At 64.5% G+C, this 21,644-nt stretch carries 19 protein-coding genes; 4 read left to right on the plus strand and 15 right to left on the minus strand.

Features of this window, described 5'->3' with window-relative positions; genetic code table 11:
• Window positions 1-28: 28 nt before the first annotated feature.
• The 4 genes from ybeY to HS968_RS04770 all read right to left on the minus strand — a co-directional run bounded on the left by ybeY (window position 29) and on the right by HS968_RS04770 (window position 3,775).
• Window positions 29-484 carry an rRNA maturation RNase YbeY gene (gene ybeY / locus HS968_RS04755; RefSeq protein WP_182370389.1) on the minus strand — a complete coding sequence of 152 codons (456 nt, stop codon included), beginning with the start codon at window positions 482-484 and terminating at the stop codon, window positions 29-31.
• Entirely contained in the window at window positions 477-1,469 is a 993-nt protein-coding gene (locus HS968_RS04760) for a PhoH family protein (protein WP_106742957.1), read from the minus strand. The genes ybeY and HS968_RS04760 overlap by 8 nt, the downstream gene beginning before the upstream one ends.
• A 100-nt stretch (window positions 1,470-1,569) precedes the next feature.
• Window positions 1,570-2,913 carry a tRNA (N6-isopentenyl adenosine(37)-C2)-methylthiotransferase MiaB gene (miaB, locus tag HS968_RS04765; RefSeq protein WP_182370390.1) on the minus strand — a complete coding sequence of 448 codons (1,344 nt, stop codon included), beginning with the start codon at window positions 2,911-2,913 and terminating at the stop codon, window positions 1,570-1,572.
• A 67-nt stretch (window positions 2,914-2,980) separates the two neighbouring features.
• Window positions 2,981-3,775 (minus strand): hypothetical protein, encoded by a 795-nt coding sequence (locus HS968_RS04770; RefSeq protein ID WP_182370391.1) that lies wholly within the window; start codon window positions 3,773-3,775, stop codon window positions 2,981-2,983.
• 100 nt (window positions 3,776-3,875) lie between these two features.
• Between HS968_RS04770 and HS968_RS04775 the strand changes: the two genes are divergently transcribed.
• Window positions 3,876-4,199, plus strand: a complete 324-nt coding sequence (locus HS968_RS04775) for a DUF1820 family protein (protein ID WP_106738865.1) — start codon at window positions 3,876-3,878, stop codon at window positions 4,197-4,199.
• Window positions 4,200-4,247: 48 nt separating this feature from the next.
• Here HS968_RS04775 and HS968_RS04780 read toward each other — a convergent pair whose 3' ends face one another.
• From HS968_RS04780 to HS968_RS04795, 4 genes are all read right to left on the minus strand, one after another.
• Window positions 4,248-4,796, minus strand: coding sequence for a tetratricopeptide repeat protein (locus HS968_RS04780; RefSeq protein ID WP_182370393.1), 549 nt, complete (start codon window positions 4,794-4,796; stop codon window positions 4,248-4,250).
• Between the two features lie 160 nt (window positions 4,797-4,956).
• Complete coding sequence (gene hemL, locus HS968_RS04785) at window positions 4,957-6,246, minus strand: glutamate-1-semialdehyde 2,1-aminomutase (RefSeq protein ID WP_182370395.1); 1,290 nt, start codon at window positions 6,244-6,246, stop codon at window positions 4,957-4,959.
• Window positions 6,247-6,268: 22 nt separating this feature from the next.
• A complete protein-coding gene (gene thiE / locus HS968_RS04790; protein ID WP_179625156.1) occupies window positions 6,269-6,892 on the minus strand; it encodes a thiamine phosphate synthase in 624 nt (207 codons plus the stop codon).
• Window positions 6,893-6,903: 11 nt separating this feature from the next.
• Entirely contained in the window at window positions 6,904-7,701 is a 798-nt protein-coding gene (locus tag HS968_RS04795; RefSeq protein WP_182370397.1) for a bifunctional hydroxymethylpyrimidine kinase/phosphomethylpyrimidine kinase, read from the minus strand.
• A gap of 222 nt (window positions 7,702-7,923) precedes the next feature.
• On the opposite strand from HS968_RS04795, the gene HS968_RS04800 reads away from it, so the two are divergent.
• Window positions 7,924-10,335 (plus strand): hybrid sensor histidine kinase/response regulator, encoded by a 2,412-nt coding sequence (locus HS968_RS04800; RefSeq protein ID WP_182370399.1) that lies wholly within the window; start codon window positions 7,924-7,926, stop codon window positions 10,333-10,335.
• A 51-nt stretch (window positions 10,336-10,386) separates the two neighbouring features.
• Here HS968_RS04800 and HS968_RS04805 read toward each other — a convergent pair whose 3' ends face one another.
• The 7 genes from HS968_RS04805 to HS968_RS04835 all read right to left on the minus strand — a co-directional run bounded on the left by HS968_RS04805 (window position 10,387) and on the right by HS968_RS04835 (window position 18,773).
• Window positions 10,387-10,866 carry a YbaK/EbsC family protein gene (locus HS968_RS04805; RefSeq protein WP_182370401.1) on the minus strand — a complete coding sequence of 160 codons (480 nt, stop codon included), beginning with the start codon at window positions 10,864-10,866 and terminating at the stop codon, window positions 10,387-10,389.
• A gap of 139 nt (window positions 10,867-11,005) precedes the next feature.
• Entirely contained in the window at window positions 11,006-11,872 is an 867-nt protein-coding gene (locus HS968_RS04810) for an MBL fold metallo-hydrolase (protein ID WP_182370402.1), read from the minus strand.
• A 38-nt stretch (window positions 11,873-11,910) separates the two neighbouring features.
• Window positions 11,911-13,089: an acetyl-CoA C-acetyltransferase gene (locus HS968_RS04815; RefSeq protein WP_182370403.1), complete on the minus strand. Its 1,179-nt coding sequence runs from the start codon at window positions 13,087-13,089 to the stop codon at window positions 11,911-11,913.
• 138 nt (window positions 13,090-13,227) lie between these two features.
• Window positions 13,228-15,000 carry an acyl-CoA dehydrogenase C-terminal domain-containing protein gene (locus HS968_RS04820; protein WP_182370404.1) on the minus strand — a complete coding sequence of 591 codons (1,773 nt, stop codon included), beginning with the start codon at window positions 14,998-15,000 and terminating at the stop codon, window positions 13,228-13,230.
• A gap of 81 nt (window positions 15,001-15,081) precedes the next feature.
• On the minus strand, window positions 15,082-16,743 hold the full coding sequence (locus HS968_RS04825; protein ID WP_182370405.1) for a cation acetate symporter: 1,662 nt from the start codon (window positions 16,741-16,743) through the stop codon (window positions 15,082-15,084).
• Entirely contained in the window at window positions 16,740-17,066 is a 327-nt protein-coding gene (locus tag HS968_RS04830) for a DUF485 domain-containing protein (protein ID WP_179623909.1), read from the minus strand. The genes HS968_RS04825 and HS968_RS04830 overlap by 4 nt, the downstream gene beginning before the upstream one ends.
• An 87-nt stretch (window positions 17,067-17,153) precedes the next feature.
• Window positions 17,154-18,773 carry an acyl-CoA synthetase gene (locus HS968_RS04835; RefSeq protein WP_182370406.1) on the minus strand — a complete coding sequence of 540 codons (1,620 nt, stop codon included), beginning with the start codon at window positions 18,771-18,773 and terminating at the stop codon, window positions 17,154-17,156.
• A 141-nt stretch (window positions 18,774-18,914) separates the two neighbouring features.
• Here HS968_RS04835 and HS968_RS04840 point away from each other — a divergent pair, with 141 nt between their 5' ends.
• Together HS968_RS04840 and HS968_RS04845 are read left to right on the plus strand one after the other, a co-directional pair.
• Entirely contained in the window at window positions 18,915-20,837 is a 1,923-nt protein-coding gene (locus HS968_RS04840; protein ID WP_202884201.1) for a sensor histidine kinase, read from the plus strand.
• Window positions 20,838-20,981: 144 nt separating this feature from the next.
• Window positions 20,982-21,614, plus strand: coding sequence for a response regulator transcription factor (locus HS968_RS04845; RefSeq protein WP_182370407.1), 633 nt, complete (start codon window positions 20,982-20,984; stop codon window positions 21,612-21,614).
• The last annotated feature ends 30 nt before the right edge of the window (window positions 21,615-21,644 follow it).

Raw genomic sequence — 21,644 nt, forward strand, 5'->3', positions numbered from 1 at the left:
CTCGGGGTTCCTTAAAAGGAGAGAGGGGTTACTCGTCGCCGGCATACGGGTCGGGATGACCCAGTTCAGCGAGCAATTGTCGTTCCAGTTCTTCCATCTCGAGGGCTTCTTCTTCCTCGATATGGTCATAGCCGAGCAGGTGCAGGCAGCCGTGGATCACCAGGTGTGCCCAGTGCGCCTCCAGCGTCTTGCCTTGCTCGGCGGCTTCGCGCTCGACGACCGGCACGCAGATCACCAGGTCGCCCAGCAGCGGAATGTCGAGAATTCCATCGGGAATCTCGGCGGGGAAGGACAATACGTTGGTGGCGTAGTCCTTGTGCCGCCAGGTGTGGTTCAGCTCGCGGCCTTCGGCTTCGTCGACCAGGCGAATGGTCAGCTCGGAGTCAGCCGTGCGCTGGCGCAACGCCAGTTCGCACCAGCGGCGCAATTGCGCCTCATCCGGGTGCTGGCCGTCACTGGCCAGCTGCAGGTCGAGCTCAAGCATCGTTGTTGTCGACCTTGCCGTGCAGACGGTTGTCGTGGCGCTCGTAGGCTTCGACGATGCGTTGTACCAGTGGGTGGCGCACCACATCCTTGGGTTTGAAATGAGTGAAGCTGATGCCCGGTACGTCACGCAGCACGTCGATGACGTGAGTCAGGCCGCTCTTGGTGCCGCGCGGCAGGTCGACCTGGGTGATATCGCCGGTGATCACGGCGGTGGAGCCGAAACCGATACGGGTGAGGAACATCTTCATCTGCTCGACGGTGGTGTTCTGACTTTCGTCGAGAATGATGAAGCTGTTATTAAGGGTACGGCCGCGCATGTAAGCCAGCGGGGCAACCTCGATCACCTGTTTCTCGATCAGCTTGGCCACATGCTCGAAGCCGAGCATTTCGTACAGTGCGTCGTACAGCGGGCGCAAGTAGGGGTCGATCTTCTGGGCCAGGTCGCCTGGCAGGAAGCCGAGCTTCTCGCCGGCCTCGACTGCCGGGCGCACCAGCAGGATGCGGCGCACCTGTTCGCGTTCCAGCGCATCGACGGCGCAGGCGACTGCCAGGTAGGTCTTGCCGGTGCCGGCCGGGCCGATGCCGAAGTTGATGTCGTGGTCGAGGATCGATTTGACGTAGCGCTGCTGGTTGGCGCCGCGCGGCTTGATCACACCTTTGCGCGTGCGCAGGGTGACCTGCGGCAGATTGCTGGGGTTGACCAGCTCTTCGACCCCGGACTCCTGCAGATACAGGTGCACCAGATCGGGTGACAGTTCGCTGGCCTTGGTCTCGCGGTACAGCTTGCGCAGCAACTGTTCGGCGGCCTGAGCTTTCTCGGCATCGCCCAGCAATTCGAACTGGTTACCGCGGTTGCGGATTTCCAGACCGAGGCGCTCTTCGATCAGACGCAGGTGTTCGTCGAACTGGCCGCAGAGGTTGGCGAAACGGCGGGCCTCGAAAGGTTCGAGGGTGAAACGATGGGGTTCTAGGGAAGCGTTCAAGGTCTTGTGTTGACTGCCATTCGGCTGGGAGTGAGGGGCAAGCATAACGCTGTCCGCCTACCTGGGAAAGCGTAGGCGGATCAGGCTTTGGTCGGGGGCGTCAGTGCAGGTTCGACTCGCTGAGCAGGGTGCCGCGCAGGGAGTGGGGCAGGGCGTCGTCGATGTGCACGTCGACGAACTGGCCGATCAGGCGTGGGTCGTCGCAGCGGAAGTTGACGATGCGGTTCTGCTCGGTGCGGCCCTGGAGCATGCCCGGATCTTTCTTCGAGTAATCGCTGACCAGGATGCGCTGCACCGTGCCGACCATGCGTCGGCTGTTCTCGAAACCGTTCTGATTGATACGGTGCTGGAGCAGGGCCAGGCGCTGCTTCTTAACCTCGTCCGGGGTGTCGTCGACCAGGTCGGCTGCCGGTGTGCCAGGGCGCGAGCTGTAGATGAAGGAGAAGGAGAAGTCGAAACCGACATCCTCGATCAGCTTCATGGTCTGCTCGAAGTCCTTCTCGGTCTCGCCGGGGAAGCCGACGATGAAGTCCGAGCTGATCAGGATGTCCGGCACGGCGGCGCGCAACTTGCGGATGCGCGACTTGTATTCCAGCGCAGTGTGGTTGCGCTTCATCGCCGCCAGAATGCGATCCGAGCCGGATTGCACGGGCAGGTGCAGGTACTTCACCAACTGCGGGATTTCGGCGTGGGCCTGGATGATCGCGTCGGAAAACTCCAGCGGGTGGCTGGTGGTGTAGCGGATGCGCTCGACGCCGTCGACCAGCGCCACCGCATGCAGCAGTTCGGCGAAGTCGGCGATGCGGCCTTCCGGTGTCTCGCCACGGTAGCCGTTGACGTTCTGCCCGAGCAGGGTGATTTCCTTCACGCCTTTCTCGGTCAGGGAGGTGATTTCCATCAGCACGTCGATCAGCGGGCGGCTGACTTCCTCGCCGCGGGTGTAGGGCACCACGCAGAAGGTGCAGTATTTGCTGCAGCCTTCCATCACCGAAACGAAGGCGCTGGGGCCGTCGACGCGCGGCTCGGGCAGACGGTCGAACTTCTCGATCTCGGGGAAGCTGATGTCGACCTGGGCAGTCTTGGTCACGCGGGCAGCGTCGATCATTTCCGGCAAACGGTGCAGGGTCTGCGGGCCGAAGACCACGTCGACATAGGGCGCGCGATCGCGGATCGCCGCGCCTTCCTGGCTGGCCACGCAGCCGCCGACGCCGATCACCAGATCCGGATTGGCCTGCTTCAGTTCGCGCCAGCGGCCGAGCTGGGAGTACACCTTGTCCTGAGCCTTTTCGCGGATCGAGCAGGTGTTGAGCAGGATGACGTCGGCCTCTTCCGGCCGCTCGGTGACTTCCAGGGCCTGATGCTCGCCCAGCAGGTCGACCATGCGCGAGCTGTCGTACTCGTTCATCTGGCAACCGTGGGTTTCGATATAGAGCTTCTTGGTCATGGCTGTGTCTGAGGTGGTTAAAAAATGACCGCGTATTATAGGCGTGTGCCGGAGGTGGCGCTACCGCTCAACGGGTGCGTGAGTAATCTTGCTCCAGTACCAACTGGTCATCGTGCAAGAGATACAGCGCGTCGATCAGGTCATAGGCGCTGCCGCCATAGCAGTCGCGGCCTTCGCCTTGCAGGCGCAGATGCTGCTGGTCACCGTCAGTAGTGACGCTCAGAGTCTGGATGCTGCAGCAGCGTGAGGTGTCAGCCAGCGGGCTGTCGTTGTCGCCTGCGGCAGGAGCCAGTTGGCGCAGGCGCTGGCCAGCGCGCCATTCCTCTATGTGTGGGCAGGACTGCGCAGCGGGAGCATGTAGCAGCACCAGACAGTTACCAGAAGTGTTGGCGATGCTGGTTATTGCCCCCTCGGCCGGCTGTGGGCAGGGCGTTGCGCGATAGGCGCTCAGGCGTTGCTCGTGCGCTGCATGACAGAGGCGTTGATTGGTTCGCAAGGCGTGCTGGAGGCGATCATCCTGCTCCAGATGCTGCTGGATGTCCCATGGGCTGGCCGGGTTATCGATCAAGCGCCCCAGTAGCACAAGGCAATCCTGCTCACGGCCAGCCTTGAGGTAGGCGAGTGAGAGGTCGCTGCGCAGCCAGTACCAGTTGGCATCGAAGGTGTCGTAGAGGCAGGCGTCCTGTTGCCGCTGCACCTGTTCCAGGCGCGCGATGGCGTCCGCGTAGTCGCCACGGGAGACAAGCGCGTCTACCAATGGGCGACGCAACGCGTTCTCCGAGCAATCCTTCTCCGCCGCCTGAGCGGAAAGTGTCAGCAGTGTGGCCAGTAGCAGGGTGCAAAGCACCTGAAATGCAGGCATGGGATTTCGTCCTTGATGCTGATCCGTTGGGCGGGTAGCGGTGTTGGATGGGCGTGCTGTGCTATTCTGCGCGCCCCGTTTTTCCTGACTTCGAGCCTTCATGAGCAAGCGTGACCCCATCTACAAGGTGATTTTTCTCAACCAGGGCCAGGTGTATGAAATGTACGCCAAGCAGATCTACCAGAGCGATCTGTGGGGCTTTCTGGAAGTGGAGGAATTCGTCTTCGGTGAGCGCAGCCAACTGGTGGTCGATCCCAGCGAGGAAAAGCTCAAGGCGCAGTTCGAAGGTGTGGTACGCAGCTTCGTGCCGATGCACGCGATCATCCGTATCGACGAGGTGGAGCGATTGGGCACAGCGAAGATCAGCGAGGCCAAGGGCGGCGGCAATGTGATGCCGTTCCCCATGCCGATGCCGGAGAAGTGAGAGCGCTTTTGTAGGGTACGCCGCGCGCACCTGAAACGATGCGCACGATCAAGGCAGCGGCGAGAAGGGCGAGCGGCCTTCGGCGGTCTGCAATTCCAGCAGGTAGCTGCGGAAGATCTGGCCCAGAACCTGGCTGGCAATTTCCAGCTCATCGCGACGCATCTGCGCCGAAACCAGATCGGCGCTGTCCATCGCTTCGTCCGAGCCGTTGACCGAAGCCATCTTCAATACGATGTAGGCCTGCACATTGTTGGCCGGCACGCCTTCGCCGCGGAAGAACATGGTGCCCAGGCGCAGTTGAGCTTCGGCATGCCCCTGCAGCGAAGCACGTTCGAACCAGGTCAGCGCCTGCTTGAAGTCGCGTGGGGTGCGTTTGCCGTCGTAGTAATACTCGCCCAGCTCGTAGGCCGCCTGCATGTTGCCAGCGCGTGCCATTTCCTGGCAGCTGGCGAGGGCGTCTGGCATGTCTTCAGGCGTAGCGTTCAGCGCACAGCTGCCGCTGGCAGGGATCAGCAGGGAGTTGCCGCCTGCAAGTGCAAACAGCGGGAGGAAAAGCAACAGGCAGCCCAGGGACAGGGTGCGGCCGGTGCGGTTCATCTGGATAGCGGTGCCTCAACGGTTCGGGGCGGGTTACGGAAGCAGGCGGGCGTAGAGCACGCCGGCCTTCGCATTATGGAGTAAGTCGGCACAATCTTACAAAGTCTTTACCCAGGCTGGCAGGCGCTGGAGGCTGGTTGGCTGCCAGCCTGGGTCAGGTTCAGGCTTTCTTCAGTTCGGCGAAGGCACGTTCAGCAGCGTCCAGCGTCAGCTTGAGCTCCGTTTCGCCATGGGCGATGGAGGTGAAGCCAGCCTCGAAAGCGCTCGGCGCCAGGTACACGCCGCCATCAAGCATCAAATGGAAGAAGCGGTTGAAGCGCGCGCTGTCGCTGGCCATCACGTCGGCGAAGGTGACGATGTCGTCGGCGCCGCTGAAGTACAGGCCGAACATGGCACCGGCCTGGGTGGTGACGAAGGGGATACCGGCGGCATCGGCGCGCTGCTGCAGGCCGTCGAGCATGCGCGTGGTGTAATCGGTCAGCTCGGTGTGGAAGCCCGGGCGGCTGATCAGCTTCAGGGTGGTCAGGCCGGCGGCCATGGCCAGCGGGTTACCCGACAGAGTACCGGCCTGATAGACCGGGCCGAGCGGGGCGATGCATTCCATGATCGCGCGCTTGCCACCGAAGCAGCCGACCGGCATGCCGCCGCCAATGATCTTGCCGAAGGTAGTCAGATCCGGGGTAACGCCATAGTGCGCCTGGGCTCCGCCGAGGGCGACACGGAAACCGGTCATCACTTCGTCGAAGATCAATACCACACCGTGCTTGTCGCACTGCTCGCGCAGACCTTCGAGAAAGCCCGGCGCCGGCGGTACGCAGTTCATGTTGCCGGCCACTGGCTCGACGATGATGCAGGCCACTTCCTGGCCGACCTGAGCCAGGCACTCGGCCACGGCGTCGATGTCGTTGAACGGCAGGGTCAGGGTGTGTTTGGCGAAGGCCGCCGGCACGCCCGCGGAGTTCGGCACGCCCTGGGTCAGGGCGCCGGAGCCGGCCTTGACCAGCAGGCTGTCGGAGTGACCGTGGTAGCAGCCTTCGAACTTGATGATGCTGTCGCGGCCAGTGTAACCACGGGCCAGGCGGATGGCGCTCATGGTCGCCTCGGTGCCGGAGCTGACCATGCGCACCATGTCCATCGACGGCACCAGGCTGCACACCAGTTCGGCCATCTCGGTTTCCAGTGCGGTCGGCGCACCGTAGGACAGGCCGTGCTCCAACTGGCGGCGTACCGAATCGAGCACGTCCGGGTGGCTGTGGCCGAGGATCATCGGGCCCCAGGAGCCGACATAGTCGACATAGCGCTTGTCATCCTCGTCCGTCACATAGGCACCTTTGGCATGCTTGAAGAACAGCGGCGTGCCGCCGACGCTCTTGAAGGCGCGCACCGGCGAGTTGACGCCGCCGGGGATGTGTTTCTGGGCGTTGGCGAAGAGGATCTCGGAGCGGGACATGGCAAGTTCTCTCTGAAATGGATCAAACGAACAGCGCGGCGAAGGCGCGGGCGCGGTCTTCCACCTCGGTGGTGGAGTCCGCGGCGAACAGGGCGTGAATCACGGCGACCATGCTGGCGCCGCGGGCGATCAGGCCGGGAGCGGTTTCCAGGGTCACGCCGCCGATGGCAACGATGGGCTGGGCGAAGCGTGCACGGGCCTCGTCCAGCAGCTCCACGGTGGCGGCCGGGGCGCCGGGCTTGGTGTGGGAGTTGAAGAAGCGGCCAAAGGCGATGTAGCTGGCGCCTTCGGCGACGGCGCGCTCGGCCAGCTCCAGCTGCGCGTGGCAGGTGCCGCCGATCACGGCATCCTCGCCGAGACGAGCGCGTGCGGCGGCCAGAGAACCATCGCCCTGACCCAGGTGCAGGCCGACGTTGAGGCGGGCGGCCAGCTCCAGGTCATCGTTGATGATCAGGGTGGCGTCATGTTGCTTGCATAGCTCAGCCAGGGCCTGAGCTTCGTCGAGGCGGCGCCCGGCGTCGCCGGATTTGTCGCGGTATTGCAACAGGCGCGCGCCACCGCGCAGAGCTGCCTCGGTATAAGGCAGCAGCTTGCCGTCGGCCAGCAGCGGCGTGTCGGTGATCGCATACAGGCCGCGCAGGCTCACGAAGCGGCTCTTCATTGCGAGAAATCTAGCGGCAGGCGGCGCGGAATGTACTGGCCGCGACCGGGTTGCTCGGCGTCACGCAGGGTACGCCAGGTGTAGTCGAGAGCGCTGCGTACGGCGCTGACCAGTTCCTCGCCCAGGGCCAGGCGGCCGGCCAGGGTACTGGCCAGTGTGCAGCCGGAACCGTGGTAGCTGCCCGGCAGGCGCGGGCAGGTGAAGTCGTGGCGGCTGCCGTCGCGGCAATACAGGCGGTTGTGCACTTCGGTTTCGTCGCCGTGCCCACCGGTGATCAGCAGGTGCTCGATGAACGGCAGGAGCTTTTCAGCGCACTCGTCGGCGCTGCCGTCGGGCAGTTCGGCGAGGATGCGCGCTTCCGGCAGGTTCGGTGTGGCGATGGTGGAGGCAGCGAACAGCCGCTCGCGCATGGCGTAGCCGACTTCGTCCTTGCCCAGCGCGCCGCCACCACCCGCACGCAGCACCGGGTCGCAAACCAGCGGAACGCCAGGTAACTGGCTCATCACGTCGAGCACGGTGTCGACCATCTCGACCGAGCCGAGCATGCCGAGCTTGACGGCGGCCACGGGTAGATCGCCGATCACGGTGCGAGCCTGGGCCAGCACCCAGTCACGGTCGAGCACGCGGAAGTCGGAAACGTCGACGGTATCCTGCACGGTCAGGGCGGTCACCGTCGGGGCGGCGTGGCAGCCTTGGGCCAGCAGGGCTTCGATATCGGCTTGCAGGCCGGCACCACCGCTGGGGTCGTGACCGGACATGCAGAGCACTACGGGGCGGGAATGGGTCATGTTCATGGCGGGCGAGCTTACCACCAAATCACCACGACGAGACCGCCTGGTCGGCTGCGGCAGGGCGCCGCGCGATGAAAAATCTGTCGGCTGGATCAAGTGTGGCCTGACGCTGATTTTCAGTGCCTGTGCTAGAGTGCGGCGCTAACGATAACTCTGCCCAGGACGGCGTGCGAAGCGGTGAGCGGGCGGCTCCCGGCACGTCGTAGAGGGTTCTGGCCGGGCCGCATGCGCTACCTCCTGCTTTGTCTCTTTTGCTTGATGCCTGGCCTGGCCAGCGCCCTGGTGTTCGACGAGCACAGCCGCAGCCTGCCTTTGGGACAGGCGATCTATGTCTTCGAGGATGTACGCGGCGACGCCAGCATCGATGACGTCGCCTCACCGGCCTTGCAAGGCAGCTTCCGGTTGCACGACAAGCCTGTGCTCAATGCCGGCTATTCGCGTTCGGTGTTCTGGCTGCGCCTGGATCTTGAATACCAGCCGCAGGAGGCCCAGGGCGCGCGCAATTGGCTGCTGGAACTGAGCTACCCACCGCTCGATCACATCGAACTCTATCTGCCCGATGACGAGGGTCGCTTCCAGCTGGCCCAGCGTACGGGGGACGCGCTGCCGTTCGACAGCCGGCAGATCAAGCAGAACAACTACCTGTTCGAGTTGAATCTGCAACCAGAGCAGGCTCAGCGTCTGTATCTGCGCCTGGAGAGCCAGGGCTCGATTCAGGCACCGCTGACGCTGTGGGCGCCGAATGCCTACCTGGAAGAGCAGCCGGGGCGCATCTACGTGCTTGGCATCATCTACGGCGTGCTGTTGGTGATGCTGGTATACAACCTGTTCATCTTCCTCAGCGTTCGCGATACCAGCTACCTCTATTACATTCTCTATATCGCCTCGTTCGGCTTGTATCAGGTGTCGGTCAATGGCGCGGGCATCGAATACTTCTGGCCCAACAGCCCGTGGTGGGCCAACGCTGCGACTCCCTTTCTGATCGGCTCGGCCGCCTTGTTCGGCTGCCAGTTCGCCCGCAGCTTTCTGCATACCTCCGAGCACAGCCCCTGGGTCGACCGTGGTCTGATGCTGCTGATGGGCGGTGGCGCGCTGGTGATGATCCTGTCCTTGACCATCAGCTATGCCACGGCGCTGCGTCTGGCGACCTACCTGGCGCTGGGTTTCACCGTACTGATCTTCTCGGCCGGCATCCTCGCCTGGCTGCGCGGCATGCGCGTGGCGCGCTACTTCATCTTCGCCTGGACCGCCTTTCTCGCCGGCGGCATCGTCAACACGCTGATGGTGCTGGGCTATTTGCCCAACGTGTTTCTCACCATGTACGCCAGTCAGATCGGTTCAGCACTGGAGGTGGGCCTGCTGTCGCTGGCGCTGGCCGACCGTATCAATGCGATGAAGGAAGAGCGCACGCGTATCCTGCAGGATGCCGGTCGCAAGCTCGAGTCGCTCAACCAGGAACTGGCTGATAGCAACCGCTTCAAGGATGAATTCCTCGCCACCGTCACCCATGAGCTGCGCACGCCGATGAATGGTGTGATCGGCTCACTGGAGCTGATGCAGACGGTGAAGATGGACGTCGAGCTGGAGCAGTACCAGAAGACCGCGGCGGCATCTGCGCGCGACATGATGCGCATGGTCAACGATATCCTCGCCCTCACCGAGTTGCAGGCCGGCAAGCTCTACCCACGGCGTGAGACCTTCAGTCTGCGTGGGCTGTTCGATGGCTTGCGCGCCCAATATGCGCCGCGTGCCGAGGACAAAGGCCTGACGTTCACGCTGGAACTGGATGACAGCCTGCCCGACACCTTGGAAGGCGACGCCGCCAAACTGGCTCAGGCGCTCGGTTATCTGCTGGACAACGCGATCAAGTTCACCAGCGAAGGCCGCGTGACCCTACAGGTCGGCCCCGGCGGTCATATCGGCAACAACCTGCCGTTGAGTGTGCTGGTGAGCGATACCGGTATCGGTTTCGAACTCAGTGACAGTGACCTCTACCAGCGTTTCCATCAGCTCGATGGTTCCATGACTCGCAAGTACGGTGGCCTGGGTATTGGCCTGGCGATTTGTCGGCACCTGGTCGACCTGCTGGGTGGCGCGCTGGAGCATGAGTCAGTGCCTGGCGTCGGTAGCCGCTTCCGCCTGGACGTGCCGTTGACGCTACCGGCACAGCAGCCGGCGAGCACCGCGGCGCGCCCGCCACGGCGAACCGGCAGTGTGCTGCAGCGCCAGGCCCAGCAGTGCACCGTGCTGATCGTCGAGGACAATGCGATCAACCAGCTGGTAACGCGCGGCATGCTACTCAAGCTCGGCTATCGGGTGCGCACCGCCGACAATGGCGCCGAGGCCCTCGAACTACTGCGCCAGGAGAGCGTCGACGCCGTGCTACTGGATTGCCAGATGCCGGTAATGGATGGCTTCGCCACCTGCCGTGCGTTGCGCGCGCTGCCGGGTTGCGCTGACGTGCCGGTGCTGGCGATCACCGCCCACAGTCATAGCGGAGACCGTGAGCGTTGCCTGGCTGCCGGCATGAGCGACTATTTGGCCAAACCAGTGAAGTTCGACGAGTTGCGCGTGCTGCTGCATGACTGGGTGCTTTGCCGACCGGCCAGTGCATCGATCATCCCGGATTCGGTTTGATAGTGGTTCTGAGCGGATTTCACTGAAGATCTTCAGTCCGGTGAGGGCTGCTCAGAACGCCTCGGTTTCCACTTCCTGACAGACATCGATCCACTCGGCATCGACCAGTTCGGCCATGCGCTGCGGGGTGATACGTACGGCGCTGTGGGTGGCGCCGGCTGCCGGCAGCACTTCTTCGAAGGCCAGCAGCGAGCGGTCACAGTAGACGTTCAGTGGCGTCGCGAGGCCGAAGGGGCAGACTCCGCCGACCGGATGGCTGGTCAGTTCGATGACCGTCTGTGCATCGAGCATGCGCGCCTTGGCGCCGAAGCATTCCTTCATCTTGCGGTTGTCGATGCGTGCATCGCCACGGGTGACGATCAGCACGTCGCGTTCGGCGATGCGAAAGGCCAGGGTCTTGGCGATCTGCCCTGGCGAAACGCCATGGGCTTCGGCGGCCAGCGCGACGGTGGCGGTGCTGGTCTGCAACTCGATGATCGGAATGTCGGGCGCCTTGGCGGCGAAGAAGGCGCGTACAGAGGCCAGGCTCATGAAGCGATTCCCCAGGGCTGTCGGAGGGCTGTGGCCAGCAGACGCGATCCCTCCCTGGGGCGCTGCTGTGGTCGTGACCACGGCTGAAACAAGCGGCCATGCTCGCGCTGCATGACGTAGACGTCAAGACCTGATGGCGTCAGTTTGCCAGCAGATGTGCCGCGTTCGCCGCTTCATCGAGCCCGTAGCGACCTTTTTCGTCCTGCGTTACCCGGCCCATAGCGACATCCGGATCATGGGTGAATACCAGGCGTCCACCACGAGCCAGGAGATCGGCCAGCAGCGCTTCCTTCTCTTCGATCAGGCCTTCGGGGAAGCGGTCGTAGCCCATGGTGATCGGTAGATGCACCCAGGGCGCGCCGGGAATCAGGTCGCCGGGAAATACCACCGGACCGCCCGGCATGGCCACTTCCGGCAGCAATTGGCCGGGCGTGTGGCCGTCGCTCCAGTGCAGGCGCCAGTCCGGGCCGAGCAGTTCGCAGCGCTCGGTTTCATCGACCAGATGCAGGCGGCCGCTGGTTTCGAGCAGATCGAGCAGCTCCGGGATATAGGACGCACGGTCGCGTGCATGAGGCTGGCGCGCCCGTTGCCACTGGCGGTGCCCGGTGATGAAGCGGGCATTGGGAAACAGCAGGCGTGGCGGCTGATCGGCCTGCCAGGCGGCGAGCAGGCCGCCGGCATGGTCGAAGTGCAGGTGGGTGAGCACCACGATGTCGATATCGGCATCGCTCAGGCCCACCGCGGCCAGGCTGTCCAGCAGCACGTGACAATCTTGCTGCACGCCGAAGCGCTGTTTCAGCTCCGGGCTGAAAAAGGCGCCGATGCCGGTTTCCACCAGGATGTTGCGCTCGTCTTCCTGTACCAGTAGGGCGCGGCAGCCGAGGTCGATACGGTTCAGTTCGTCGGCGGGCATCCAGCGTTGCCAAAGGGCCTTGGGCGCGTTGCCAAACATGGCGCCGCCGTCGAGTTTCTGGCTGTTGCCGGTCAGGGTGGTCAGGGTTCGCATGAGGTTTCTCTTGTTCTTGTGCTGTGGTGGCGATTGTTTCAGCGTTCGATGGCCAGGGCCACACCCTGACCGCCGCCGATGCATAGCGTGGCCAGGCCGCGACGGGCCTCACGGCGCTGCATTTCGTGGATCAGGCTGACCAGAATGCGGCAGCCCGAGGCGCCGATGGGGTGGCCGAGGGCGATGGCACCACCATTGACGTTGACCTTGGCGCTGTCCCAGTGCAGCTCGCGGCCGACGGCGATGGCCTGGGCGGCGAAGGCTTCGTTGGCTTCGATCAGGTCGAGCTGTTCCAGGCTCCAGCCTGCTCGTTCCAGCGCCTTGCAACTGGCGAACACCGGGCCGATGCCCATAACGGCCGGGTCGACCCCGGCACTGGCGTGGGCAGCAATGCGGGCCAGCACTGGCAGGTTCAGTGCGGCGGCTTTCTCGGCGCTCATCAGCAGCACGGCGGCGGCGCCGTCGTTGAGGGTCGAGGCGTTGCCGGCAGTCACCGTGCCGTCGCTCTTGAACGCCGAGCGTAGTTTGCCCAGGCTGTCGAGGCTGGTGCCGGCGCGCGGCTGCTCGTCCTGGCTAAAGCTCAGTGGTTCACGGCCACGTTGCGGGATGTCTACCGGGACGATCTCGCCAGTGAAACGACCAGCTTCGATGGCGGCCTGGGCGCGTTGCTGCGAGCGCAGGGCGAAGGCGTCCTGTTCGGCGCGGTCGATGCCGTATTGTTCGGCCAGATTCTCGGCAGTGATGCCCATGTGGTAGTCGTTGAAGGCATCCCACAGACCATCCTGAATCATCGTGTCGACCAGTTGCGCATGGCCCATGCGTAGGCCGTTGCGGGCGCCTGGCATGACGTAGGGCGACAGGCTCATGTTCTCCTGGCCGCCGGCGATGACGATATCGGCGTCGCCGCACTGGATCGATTGAGCGCCGAGGATCACCGCCTTGAGGCCGGAGCCGCAGACCTTGTTCAGGGTCATGGCCGGCACCGTGTGCGGCAGGCCGGCGAGGATCACGCTCTGCCGCGCCGGGTTCTGCCCACTGCCTGCGGTGAGTACCTGGCCGAGAATCACCTCGTCGATTTGCTCGCCGTCGATCCCCGTTCGGGCCAGCAGTTCACGGATCACCGCGGCGCCCAGCTGCGGGGCTGGAATACGGCTTAACGCGCCCTGGAAGCTGCCGATGGCGGTACGGCAGGCGGCGACGATTACGACTTCACGCATAGAGGCTCCTCGTCGGCTGAACATGGCGCAGCCGAGGTTTGAATAAAAAAGCGCGGCTTGACGCCGCGCGAACGCTCAATCCTGTAGGGCGGGTGCAATCCGCCGGTTTGGTGGTGGCGGGGTGCACCCGCCCTACGTTTAGAACTGCTCGGCGGCCAGACCGTAAAGCGGCTGGCTACCGGCGCGAATGCTCGCCTCCAGACTCAGGGTGCGCGGCAGCAGGCGGGCGAAGAAGAACTCGGCGGTGGCCAGCTTGCTGCTGTAGAAAGCTTCGTCCTCGCTGTGCTTGCTCTGCGCCACGGCGGCCATACGCGCCCACATATAGGCGTAGGCGACATAACCGAACAGGTGCAGGTACTCCACCGAGGCGGCGCCGACCGAGTTGGGGTCGGCCTTGGCCTGTTCCAGCAGCCAGCCGCTGACCGCCTCCAGACGCTCCAGCGCTTCCACCAGGTGATCACCGTAAGGCGATTCGTTTGCGTGGGCGAAGTCGCGAACTTCGCCGGCGAACAGACGCAGAGCGGCGCCGCCGTTAGCGACCACTTTGCGCCCGAGCAGGTCGAGCGCCTGGATGCCGTTGGTGCCTTCGTAGATCTGCGCGATGCGCACGTCGCGTACCAGTTGCTCCTGGCCCCACTCGCGGATGTAGCCATGGCCGCCAAACACCTGCTGGCCGTGTACGCAGGCCTCCAGGCCGTTATCGGTGAAGAACGCCTTGGCGATTGGCGTCAGCAGAGCGACCAGGGCTTCGGCGTTCTGCCGCTCGCTGGTGTCCTCGGCGTACTTGGCCAGGTCGAGCTGCTGGCCAACGTAGCAGGCAAAGGCGCGGCCGCCTTCGTTGAGTGCCTTCATGGTCAGCAGCATGCGGCGCACGTCGGCGTGGACGATGATCGGGTCGGCGATCTTGTCGTGGTTCACCGGGCCAGTGGCGGCACGGCTCTGGATGCGCTCGCGGGCATAGGCTACTGCCGACTGGTAGGACGCCTCGGCGCAGCCGATGCCCTGGATGCCGATGGACAGTCGTTCGTAGTTCATCATGGTGAACATCGCCGCCAGGCCCTTGTTGACCTCGCCGATCAAATAGCCGGTGGCGCCGTCGAAGTTCATCACGCAAGTGGCCGAGGCCTTGATACCCATCTTGTGCTCGATCGAGCCGCAGCTCACCGCATTGCGCTCGCCCAGGCTGCCATCGGTATTCACCATAACCTTGGGCACCAGGAACAGCGAGATGCCTTTCGGCCCGGCCGGGGCATCCGGCAGCTTGGCCAGTACCAGATGAATGATGTTCTCGGTCAGATCCTGCTCGCCGCCGGTGATGAAGATCTTGCTGCCGGTGATCTCGTAGCTGCCGTCGGCTTGTGGTTCAGCCTTGGTGCGGATGATGCCCAGGTCGGTGCCGGCATGGGCCTCGGTCAGGCACATGGAGCCGGCCCAGCGGCCTTCGTACATCGGCGGTAGGTAAGTGGTTTTCAGGTCTTCGCTGGCGTGGGCGTCGATGGCCAGGCAGGCGCCGGAACTCAGCGCCGAATACAGCGCGAAGCTGGAGCCGGCGGCGTAGAGCATTTCCTCGAAGGCCACGGCGAGCATCTTGGGCATGCCCATGCCGCCGTAATTTGGGTTGCCGGAAAGGCCCACCCAGCCGCCCTCGGTGTAGGTGGCGTAGGCTTCGCGGAAACCGGTCGGAGTGCGCACGTCGCCGTCGACCCATTGCGCGCCTTCCTCGTCGCCGCTGCGGTTGAGCGGGGCGATCAGGCTGCCGGTGACCTTGGCCGCCTCTTCGAGGATGGCGTCGGCGGTGTCGGCATCGACGGTGTCTGCCAGGGCCGGCAGGCGTGCCCACAGGCTGGGCGCCTGGAAGACCTCATGGAGGACGAAGCGCATATCGCGCAGCGGGGCGTTGAACTCGGGCATCGGTCACCTCATAACGGGACGTCGGAGCTAGGCTCCGGCGGCTCATGGAACAAAGGGGCCACCATGGAATGGCCCGTCGGGTCAGTGGCTGGACGCGGTAGCCGCACCCAGGCCGGTCTGGGCACGGACGAACTGGTCGTCGAAGGCCTCGCGCTCGCGGGCTGCGCGGGCACTGTTGTCGAGCTTGGACACCAGCACGATGACGATGAACGCCAACGGCATGGAGAACAGCGCCGGGTGATCGTAAGGGTAGACGGCCTGGGCATTGCCGAGCACCGCGACCCAGACCGCCGGCGACAGAATTACCAGGGTCAGCGCGCTGATCAGGCCGGCGAAGCCGCCCAGCAGGGCGCCGCGGGTGGTCAGGCCCTTCCAGTACATGGCCATGATCAGCACCGGGAAGTTGGTCGAGGCGGCGATGCCGAAGGTCAGACCGACCAGAAAGGCGACATTCTGCTTCTCGAACAGGATGCCCAGGCCAATGGCGACGATGCCCAGGCCGATGGTGGCGATGCGAGTCACGCGCATTTCCTCGCGTTCGCTGGCCTGGCCCTTCTTCAGTACGGTGGCGTACAGATCATGGGAAATGGCCGAGGCGCCAGCCAGGGCCAGCCCGGCGACCACCGCGAGGATGGTGGCGAAGGCCACGGCGGAGAGGAAACCGAGGAACAGGTTGCCGCCCACGGCCTTGGCCAGGTGCATGGCGACCATGTTGCCGCCGCCGATCAGTGCGCCGGACAGGTCGCCATCAACGAAGAACTGCGGATCACGACCGACGATGACGATGGCCGCGTAACCCAGCACCATCACCACGAGGAAGAAGAAACCGATGAAGCCGGTGGCGTAGAACACCGATTTGCGCGCTTCCTTGGCGTTGGGCACGGTGAAGAAACGCATCAGGATGTGCGGCAGGCCGGCGATGCCGAACACCAGACCAAGCGACAGCGATGCCGCGTTGATCGGATCGGCCAGCATGCTGCCCGGGCCCATGATGTTCCAGCCAATGGCATGGCTTTCCACGGCACGGGCCGCCAGGGTTTCCAGGCTGAAACCGAACTCGGCCAGGGCCAGGCCGGCCAGGGTGGTACCGCCGGCGAGCAGCAGCACGGCCTTGATGATCTGCACCCAGGTGGTGGCGATCATGCCGCCGAAAATCACGTAGACCAGCATCAGCGCGCCCACCACCATCACTGCGGTGCTGTAGTCGAGGCCGAACAGCAGCTTGATCAACTGGCCGGCACCGACCATCTGTACCACCAGGTAGCAGCACACCACGGTTAGCGAACCGAATGCTGCGAAGGTGCGGATGCGGGTTTGGTCGAGGCGGTAGGAGACGATGTCGGCGAAGGTGTATTTGCCCAGGTTGCGCAGGCGTTCGGCCATCAGGAAGGTGATCACCGGCCAGCCGACGAAGAACGCCACGGTGTAGACGAAACCGTCGTAGCCCTTGGCGAACACCAGGCTGGAAAGGCCCAGCAGGGTCGCGGCGGACATGTAGTCACCGGCGATCGCCAGACCATTCTGGAAGCCGCTGATACCGCCACCAGCGGTGTAGAAGTCGGAAGTGGACTTGGTCTGCCGTGCCGCCCACCAGGTGATCATCAGGGTGGCGACGACGAACACGAAGAACATGGCGATGGCGTGCAGGTTGATTGGTTGCTTCTCAGCCACCAACGGTGCGGCGTTGGCCGCCAGCGGGGTCAGGGCGAGCAGCGCGCTGCCGAGCAGGGGGAGGCGCTTCATTGCAGCTCCTCCAGCAGGTCGGCGCTGAGCGCATCGAAACGGGTGTTGGCGACGCGCACGTACCAGCCGGTCAGCAGCCAGGACAGCACGATCACAGCCGCTGCGGCGGGGATACCGATGGTCAGTTGGCTGCCGCTCTCCAGTGGGGTATGCAGCCACTGTGGGAAGAACGCCACCACCAGCATGAACAGGTAGTAGCCGCCCAGCACCAGCGCGGTCAGTGTCCAGGCCAGGCGGGCGCGGCTGCGCGCCAGCTCCTGGAACTTGGGGTGATTGCGGATGCGCGCGTACCGCTGCGCGTGACTCGTTTCGGTTTGGCTCATGCTACGGCTCCTTGTTTTTGTTGTGGCCAGGCGAACGGGGCCACGGCGGTAGGCGCAGGGCCTGCCACCGGTGGCGCCGGATGGGGGTTACAGCGTCCTGGCCATATCGCGCAGGACGAACTTCTGGATCTTGCCGGTGCTGGTCTTCGGCAACTGGGTGAAGACCACGGTCTTGGGCACCTTGAAACCGGCCAGATGCTCGCGGCAGAAGCTCATGATCTCGCTATCGCTGACCTGCTGGCCGGTTTTCAGGGTGATGAAAGCGCAGGGCGTCTCGCCCCATTTTTCGTCCGGGCGGGCGACCACGGCTGCTTCCAGCACCGCCGGGTGGCGATAGAGCACGCCTTCGACCTCGATGGTGGAGATGTTCTCGCCGCCGGAGATGATGATGTCCTTGAGGCGGTCGCGGATTTCCACGTAGCCGTCGGCGTGGCACACGCCCAGGTCGCCGGTGTGGAACCAGCCGCCCTCGAAGGCCTCGGCGGTGGCGCTGGGGTTCTTCAGGTAGCCCTTCATCACGGTATTGCCGCGCATGAAGATCTCGCCAATGGTCTGGCCATCACGCGGCACCGGCTCCAGGGTTTTCGGGTCGGCGACCATCACCCCTTCCAGGGTCGGGTAGCGCACGCCCTGGCGCGCCTTGATGGTGGCGCGCTCTTCCAGCGGCAGTTCGTCCCATTCGGCGTGCCAGGCACACAGGGTCACCGGGCCGTAGACCTCGGTTAGGCCGTAGACGTGAGTCACGGCGATGCCCATTTCCTCCACCGCGCCGATCACCTTGGCCGGTGGCGCGGCGCCGGCGACCATGGCTTTGACCGGATGATCGATGGCGGCCTTGGCCTCGGCCGGCATGTTCACCAGGGCGTTGAGCACGATGGGCGCGCCGCACAGGTGGGTGACCTGCTCGTCGCGGATCAGGGTGAGGATCTTCGCCGGGTCGACGCGGCGCAGGAACACGTGCACGCCCGCCAGGGCGGTGATCGTCCAGGGGTAGCACCAGCCGTTGCAGTGGAACATCGGCAGCGTCCACAGGTAGACCGGGTGGTTGCCCATGGCCCAGGTCATCTGGTTGCCCATGGCGTTGAGGAAGGCGCCACGGTGGTGATAGACCACGCCCTTGGGGTTGCCGGTGGTGCCGGAGGTGTAGTTGAGGCTGATGGCCTGCCATTCGTCGGTTGGCCACTGCCAGGCGAATTCCGGGTCGCCCTCGGCGAGGAAGGCTTCGTAGTCCAGGTCGCTGACTGCCTGGCCCTCGCCGTACTCGGGGTCGTCTACGTCGATCACCAGCGGCGGGTGGTCGAGCATGCCGATGGCGGCGTGCACCACGTCGAAGAACTCGCGGTCGGCGATCACCACCTTGGCTTCGCCATGCTGCAGCATGAAGGCGATGGCTTCGGCATCCAGGCGCACGTTGAGGGTGTTGAGCACCGCGCCGATCATCGGCACGCCGAAATGCACTTCGAGCATCGCCGGAATATTCGGCAGCATCACCGCCACCGTGTCGCCCTGGCCGATGCCACGGCCGGCCAGCGCCGAAGCCAGGCGTCGGCAGCGCGCGTAGGTCTCGGCCCAGTTACGGCGAATCGAGCCATGCACCACCGCCGGATAGTGCGGGTATACCGCCGCCGTACGTTCGATGAAGCTCAGGGGGCTGAGGGCAACATGGTTGACGGCGGCGCGGCCGAGGCCCTGCTCGTAGATCGACATGGCGGATACACCTTTGGCTGATTGTTAGCTCTGATTATTCCGGTAATGATGCGGGCATTACCGAAGCTTGCTGGTGATGATTTATAGTTCATTTCAAATTTATATGGAAGTTGTACCAAGGTTTTATAGAATAATTACTATATGAAAACTGACGCTCATCTCTCAGCCGTTCCCCTTCAGTCCTGGCTGCGCATCCAGCGCGAGGCGCCGCCACTGGGGGCGCGGGCCGAGGCGCTTCGCCAGGCCTTGCTGGGTTGTCCACAGGTTCGCCAGGCCTGGTACCTGGCCTGGCAGCCAGCCAGCCGCACCTACGCTCAGGAGGATGATGGGCCGCGTCTGCCACCGGGCATGGGCGACCCGCTGGAGGCCAGCGACGAAGCGCTATTTGCGGCGCTCGGTGAGCAGGCAAGTCTGACCTTCGACGCCCTGCGCCAACTGCCGTGCTGGCTGGCCGGGCGTCTGCGCCGCGCCGCGCTGCATCATGGTCAGGCGCTGGCCCTGCAACTGCAGCCAGGCCAACCGGGCGTGCTGTTGTTGCAGGTCGATGAAGCGGCCGGGTTGGAGTGGCTGCCCTGGTTGCGCGAACTGCTGGGGCAGATGGTCGAACTGGCCTCGGGGCTGGCGCGCAGCGCGCCGCTGCTGTCGGCCGACCCGCAGCCGACGCTGCTGCTCGACGCCGAGGCGCGTCTGCTGGAGAGCAACGCGGCGTTGCAGGTTCTGCTCGGCGAGCGCTCGCTGGCGCAGGTGGGAGAGCTGCTGCCGGTCAACCATCTGCCGCTGGTGCGCGCCTGCCTGGAGCAGTCGCGGGCCGTGGAGTCGGTGGAAGCGCAGGATGGCGAGCGCATCCTGATCTGGAGTTTCATTCCCGATGTGGCAGAGCAGCGTGTGCTGGCGCGCTGCCGCGAAGCGACCCGAGAAATTCGCGAGCAGCGTGAGGCCGCGCGGGCGCGGCGCTTGTATCGGCTGATCACCGAGAACACCACCGACCTGATTTCCCGGCATACACCGGACGGCGTGTTTCTCGACGCCACGCCTGCCAGTTGGACATTGCTCGGCTACTGGCCGGAAGAGCTGCGTGGCATGGCAGTCGACAGCCTGCTGCATCCGCAGGATCAGGCTCAGCAGGCCAAGCAGGCGCGCGAGGCACTGGAGCACGACGGTTACCACACCATGACCTATCGCATTCGTCATCGCGATGGCCATTACCTGTGGTTCGAGACTGCCAGCCGCGCGATACGTGAGACCTACACCGGCGCGGTGGTGGAGGTGGTCAGCGTGTCGCGCGACATCACTGCGCGCATCCAGGCCGAGGAGAACAAGCGCCGTCTGGAAGACGAGCTGGCGCACACCACGCGGCTGATTACCCTGGGCGAACTGGCCTCGGGTATCGCCCACGAAATCAACCAGCCGTTGGCGGCGGTGGTCAACTACGCCAGCGCCAGCCAGCGCTATTTGCAGGGCGTCGGCGGCGATCCGGCCGGGGTGGACAAGGTGGGCCAGGGCCTGGCGCGCATCACCGAGCACGCCAACCACGCCTCGGCCGTGATCAAGCGTCTGCGCGCCTTCCTGCGCAAGGGCCAGCGACGCATGCAGGCACTGGATCTGGCCGAGGTGGCGCGCGAGGCTGTGCGCCTGTGCAACTGGGAGGCCGGCACGGCGCAGGTGGCGGTCAGCGACCTGTTGCCGGACAATCTGCCGCCGGTATTCGCCGACCGCGTCCTGCTCGAACAGGTGCTGCTCAACCTGCTGCGCAATGCCATCGATGCCAACCGCGAACGCCACCCCGGCGCGCCTTCGCAGGTGCGTCTGGAGGCCGGCGAAGCCGACGGCGGCTTGGCGATCCGGGTGATCGATCAGGGGCCGGGCGTCAACGACGAGCAGATGGGCAAGCTGTTCACGCCGTTCTACACCAGCAAGGCCGATGGCCTGGGGCTTGGGCTGTCCATGAGCCGCAGCATCATCGAGGGTTTTGGTGGGGCGCTGGAGGCATTGCCGGCCGAGGGCGGCGGGCTGTGCTTGGAATGCCGGTTGCCTCTGGGCAGAGGTGAGGAAAAAGAGGGTTAAGCCGAGGCAGGGCGTACTGGATGTAGGGCGTACTCGCGTAGCAGTACGCCGTTTGGACGGTGGCGTGGCGCGAATTGGCGGACTGTTCGCTTCGCTCCTGAGTCCGCCCTACGATCTGATAACAACAAGAGGAGCTGCACACAGATGCAACAACGGGTTTATGTGGTCGATGACGACCAAGGCATGCTCGACTCGACGCTTTGGCTGCTGGAGTCGGTAGGGCTGACTGGCGTGCCGTTCACCAGCGGTCGGGCTTTTCTCGAGGCTTGCGACCCGACCGCCAATGCCTGCGTGCTGCTCGATGTGCGCATGCCCGGCATGGGTGGGCTGAACGTGCAAGAAGAGATGCGCGCGCGTGGCATCGATCTGCCGGTGATCTTCGTCAGCGGTCATGCCGACGTGCCCATCGTCGTGCGCGCGTTCAAGGCCGGCGCGGTGGACTTCATCGAGAAACCCTACAACGAGCAACTGCTGCTCGACAGCGTGCAGCAGGCGCTGGATCGCCGTCCGGCCCGGCCACGACGCGATGCGCGGCTGGCCGAGGTGCAGGCACGGCTCGATCAGCTCACCCCACGCGAGCGTGACGTGCTGCTGCCGCTGGTGCGCGGCTACACCAATCGCGAAGTGGCCGAGCAGCTCGATATCAGCGTGAAGACCGTCGACCTGTATCGCTCGCGGGTGATGAAGCGCATGCAGGCCGAGACACTGCCGGAGCTGGTAGGCATGGCCATCGCTGCAGGGCTGGTGGATCCGCTGGCGATCCGTTCAGAGGTTTGAGCTAGGGTGCGCCGTGCGCACCGAGGCTTG

This window comes from Pseudomonas berkeleyensis (assembly GCF_014109765.1).
Lineage (GTDB): Bacteria > Pseudomonadota > Gammaproteobacteria > Pseudomonadales > Pseudomonadaceae > Aquipseudomonas > Aquipseudomonas berkeleyensis.

Coding starts and splice junctions, on each gene's coding strand:
- ybeY (WP_182370389.1), bottom strand. CDS start 484: ATGCTTGAGCTCGACCTGCAGCTGGCCAGTGACGGCCAGCACCCGGAT.
- miaB (WP_182370390.1), bottom strand. CDS start 2,913: ATGACCAAGAAGCTCTATATCGAAACCCACGGTTGCCAGATGAACGAG.
- HS968_RS04770 (WP_182370391.1), bottom strand. CDS start 3,775: ATGCCTGCATTTCAGGTGCTTTGCACCCTGCTACTGGCCACACTGCTG.
- HS968_RS04775 (WP_106738865.1), top strand. CDS start 3,876: ATGAGCAAGCGTGACCCCATCTACAAGGTGATTTTTCTCAACCAGGGC.
- HS968_RS04780 (WP_182370393.1), bottom strand. CDS start 4,796: ATGAACCGCACCGGCCGCACCCTGTCCCTGGGCTGCCTGTTGCTTTTC.
- hemL (WP_182370395.1), bottom strand. CDS start 6,246: ATGTCCCGCTCCGAGATCCTCTTCGCCAACGCCCAGAAACACATCCCC.
- HS968_RS04795 (WP_182370397.1), bottom strand. CDS start 7,701: ATGAACATGACCCATTCCCGCCCCGTAGTGCTCTGCATGTCCGGTCAC.
- HS968_RS04800 (WP_182370399.1), top strand. CDS start 7,924: ATGCGCTACCTCCTGCTTTGTCTCTTTTGCTTGATGCCTGGCCTGGCC.
- HS968_RS04805 (WP_182370401.1), bottom strand. CDS start 10,866: ATGAGCCTGGCCTCTGTACGCGCCTTCTTCGCCGCCAAGGCGCCCGAC.
- HS968_RS04810 (WP_182370402.1), bottom strand. CDS start 11,872: ATGCGAACCCTGACCACCCTGACCGGCAACAGCCAGAAACTCGACGGC.
- HS968_RS04815 (WP_182370403.1), bottom strand. CDS start 13,089: ATGCGTGAAGTCGTAATCGTCGCCGCCTGCCGTACCGCCATCGGCAGC.
- HS968_RS04820 (WP_182370404.1), bottom strand. CDS start 15,000: ATGCCCGAGTTCAACGCCCCGCTGCGCGATATGCGCTTCGTCCTCCAT.
- HS968_RS04825 (WP_182370405.1), bottom strand. CDS start 16,743: ATGAAGCGCCTCCCCCTGCTCGGCAGCGCGCTGCTCGCCCTGACCCCG.
- HS968_RS04830 (WP_179623909.1), bottom strand. CDS start 17,066: ATGAGCCAAACCGAAACGAGTCACGCGCAGCGGTACGCGCGCATCCGC.
- HS968_RS04835 (WP_182370406.1), bottom strand. CDS start 18,773: ATGTCGATCTACGAGCAGGGCCTCGGCCGCGCCGCCGTCAACCATGTT.
- HS968_RS04840 (WP_202884201.1), top strand. CDS start 18,915: ATGAAAACTGACGCTCATCTCTCAGCCGTTCCCCTTCAGTCCTGGCTG.
- HS968_RS04845 (WP_182370407.1), top strand. CDS start 20,982: ATGCAACAACGGGTTTATGTGGTCGATGACGACCAAGGCATGCTCGAC.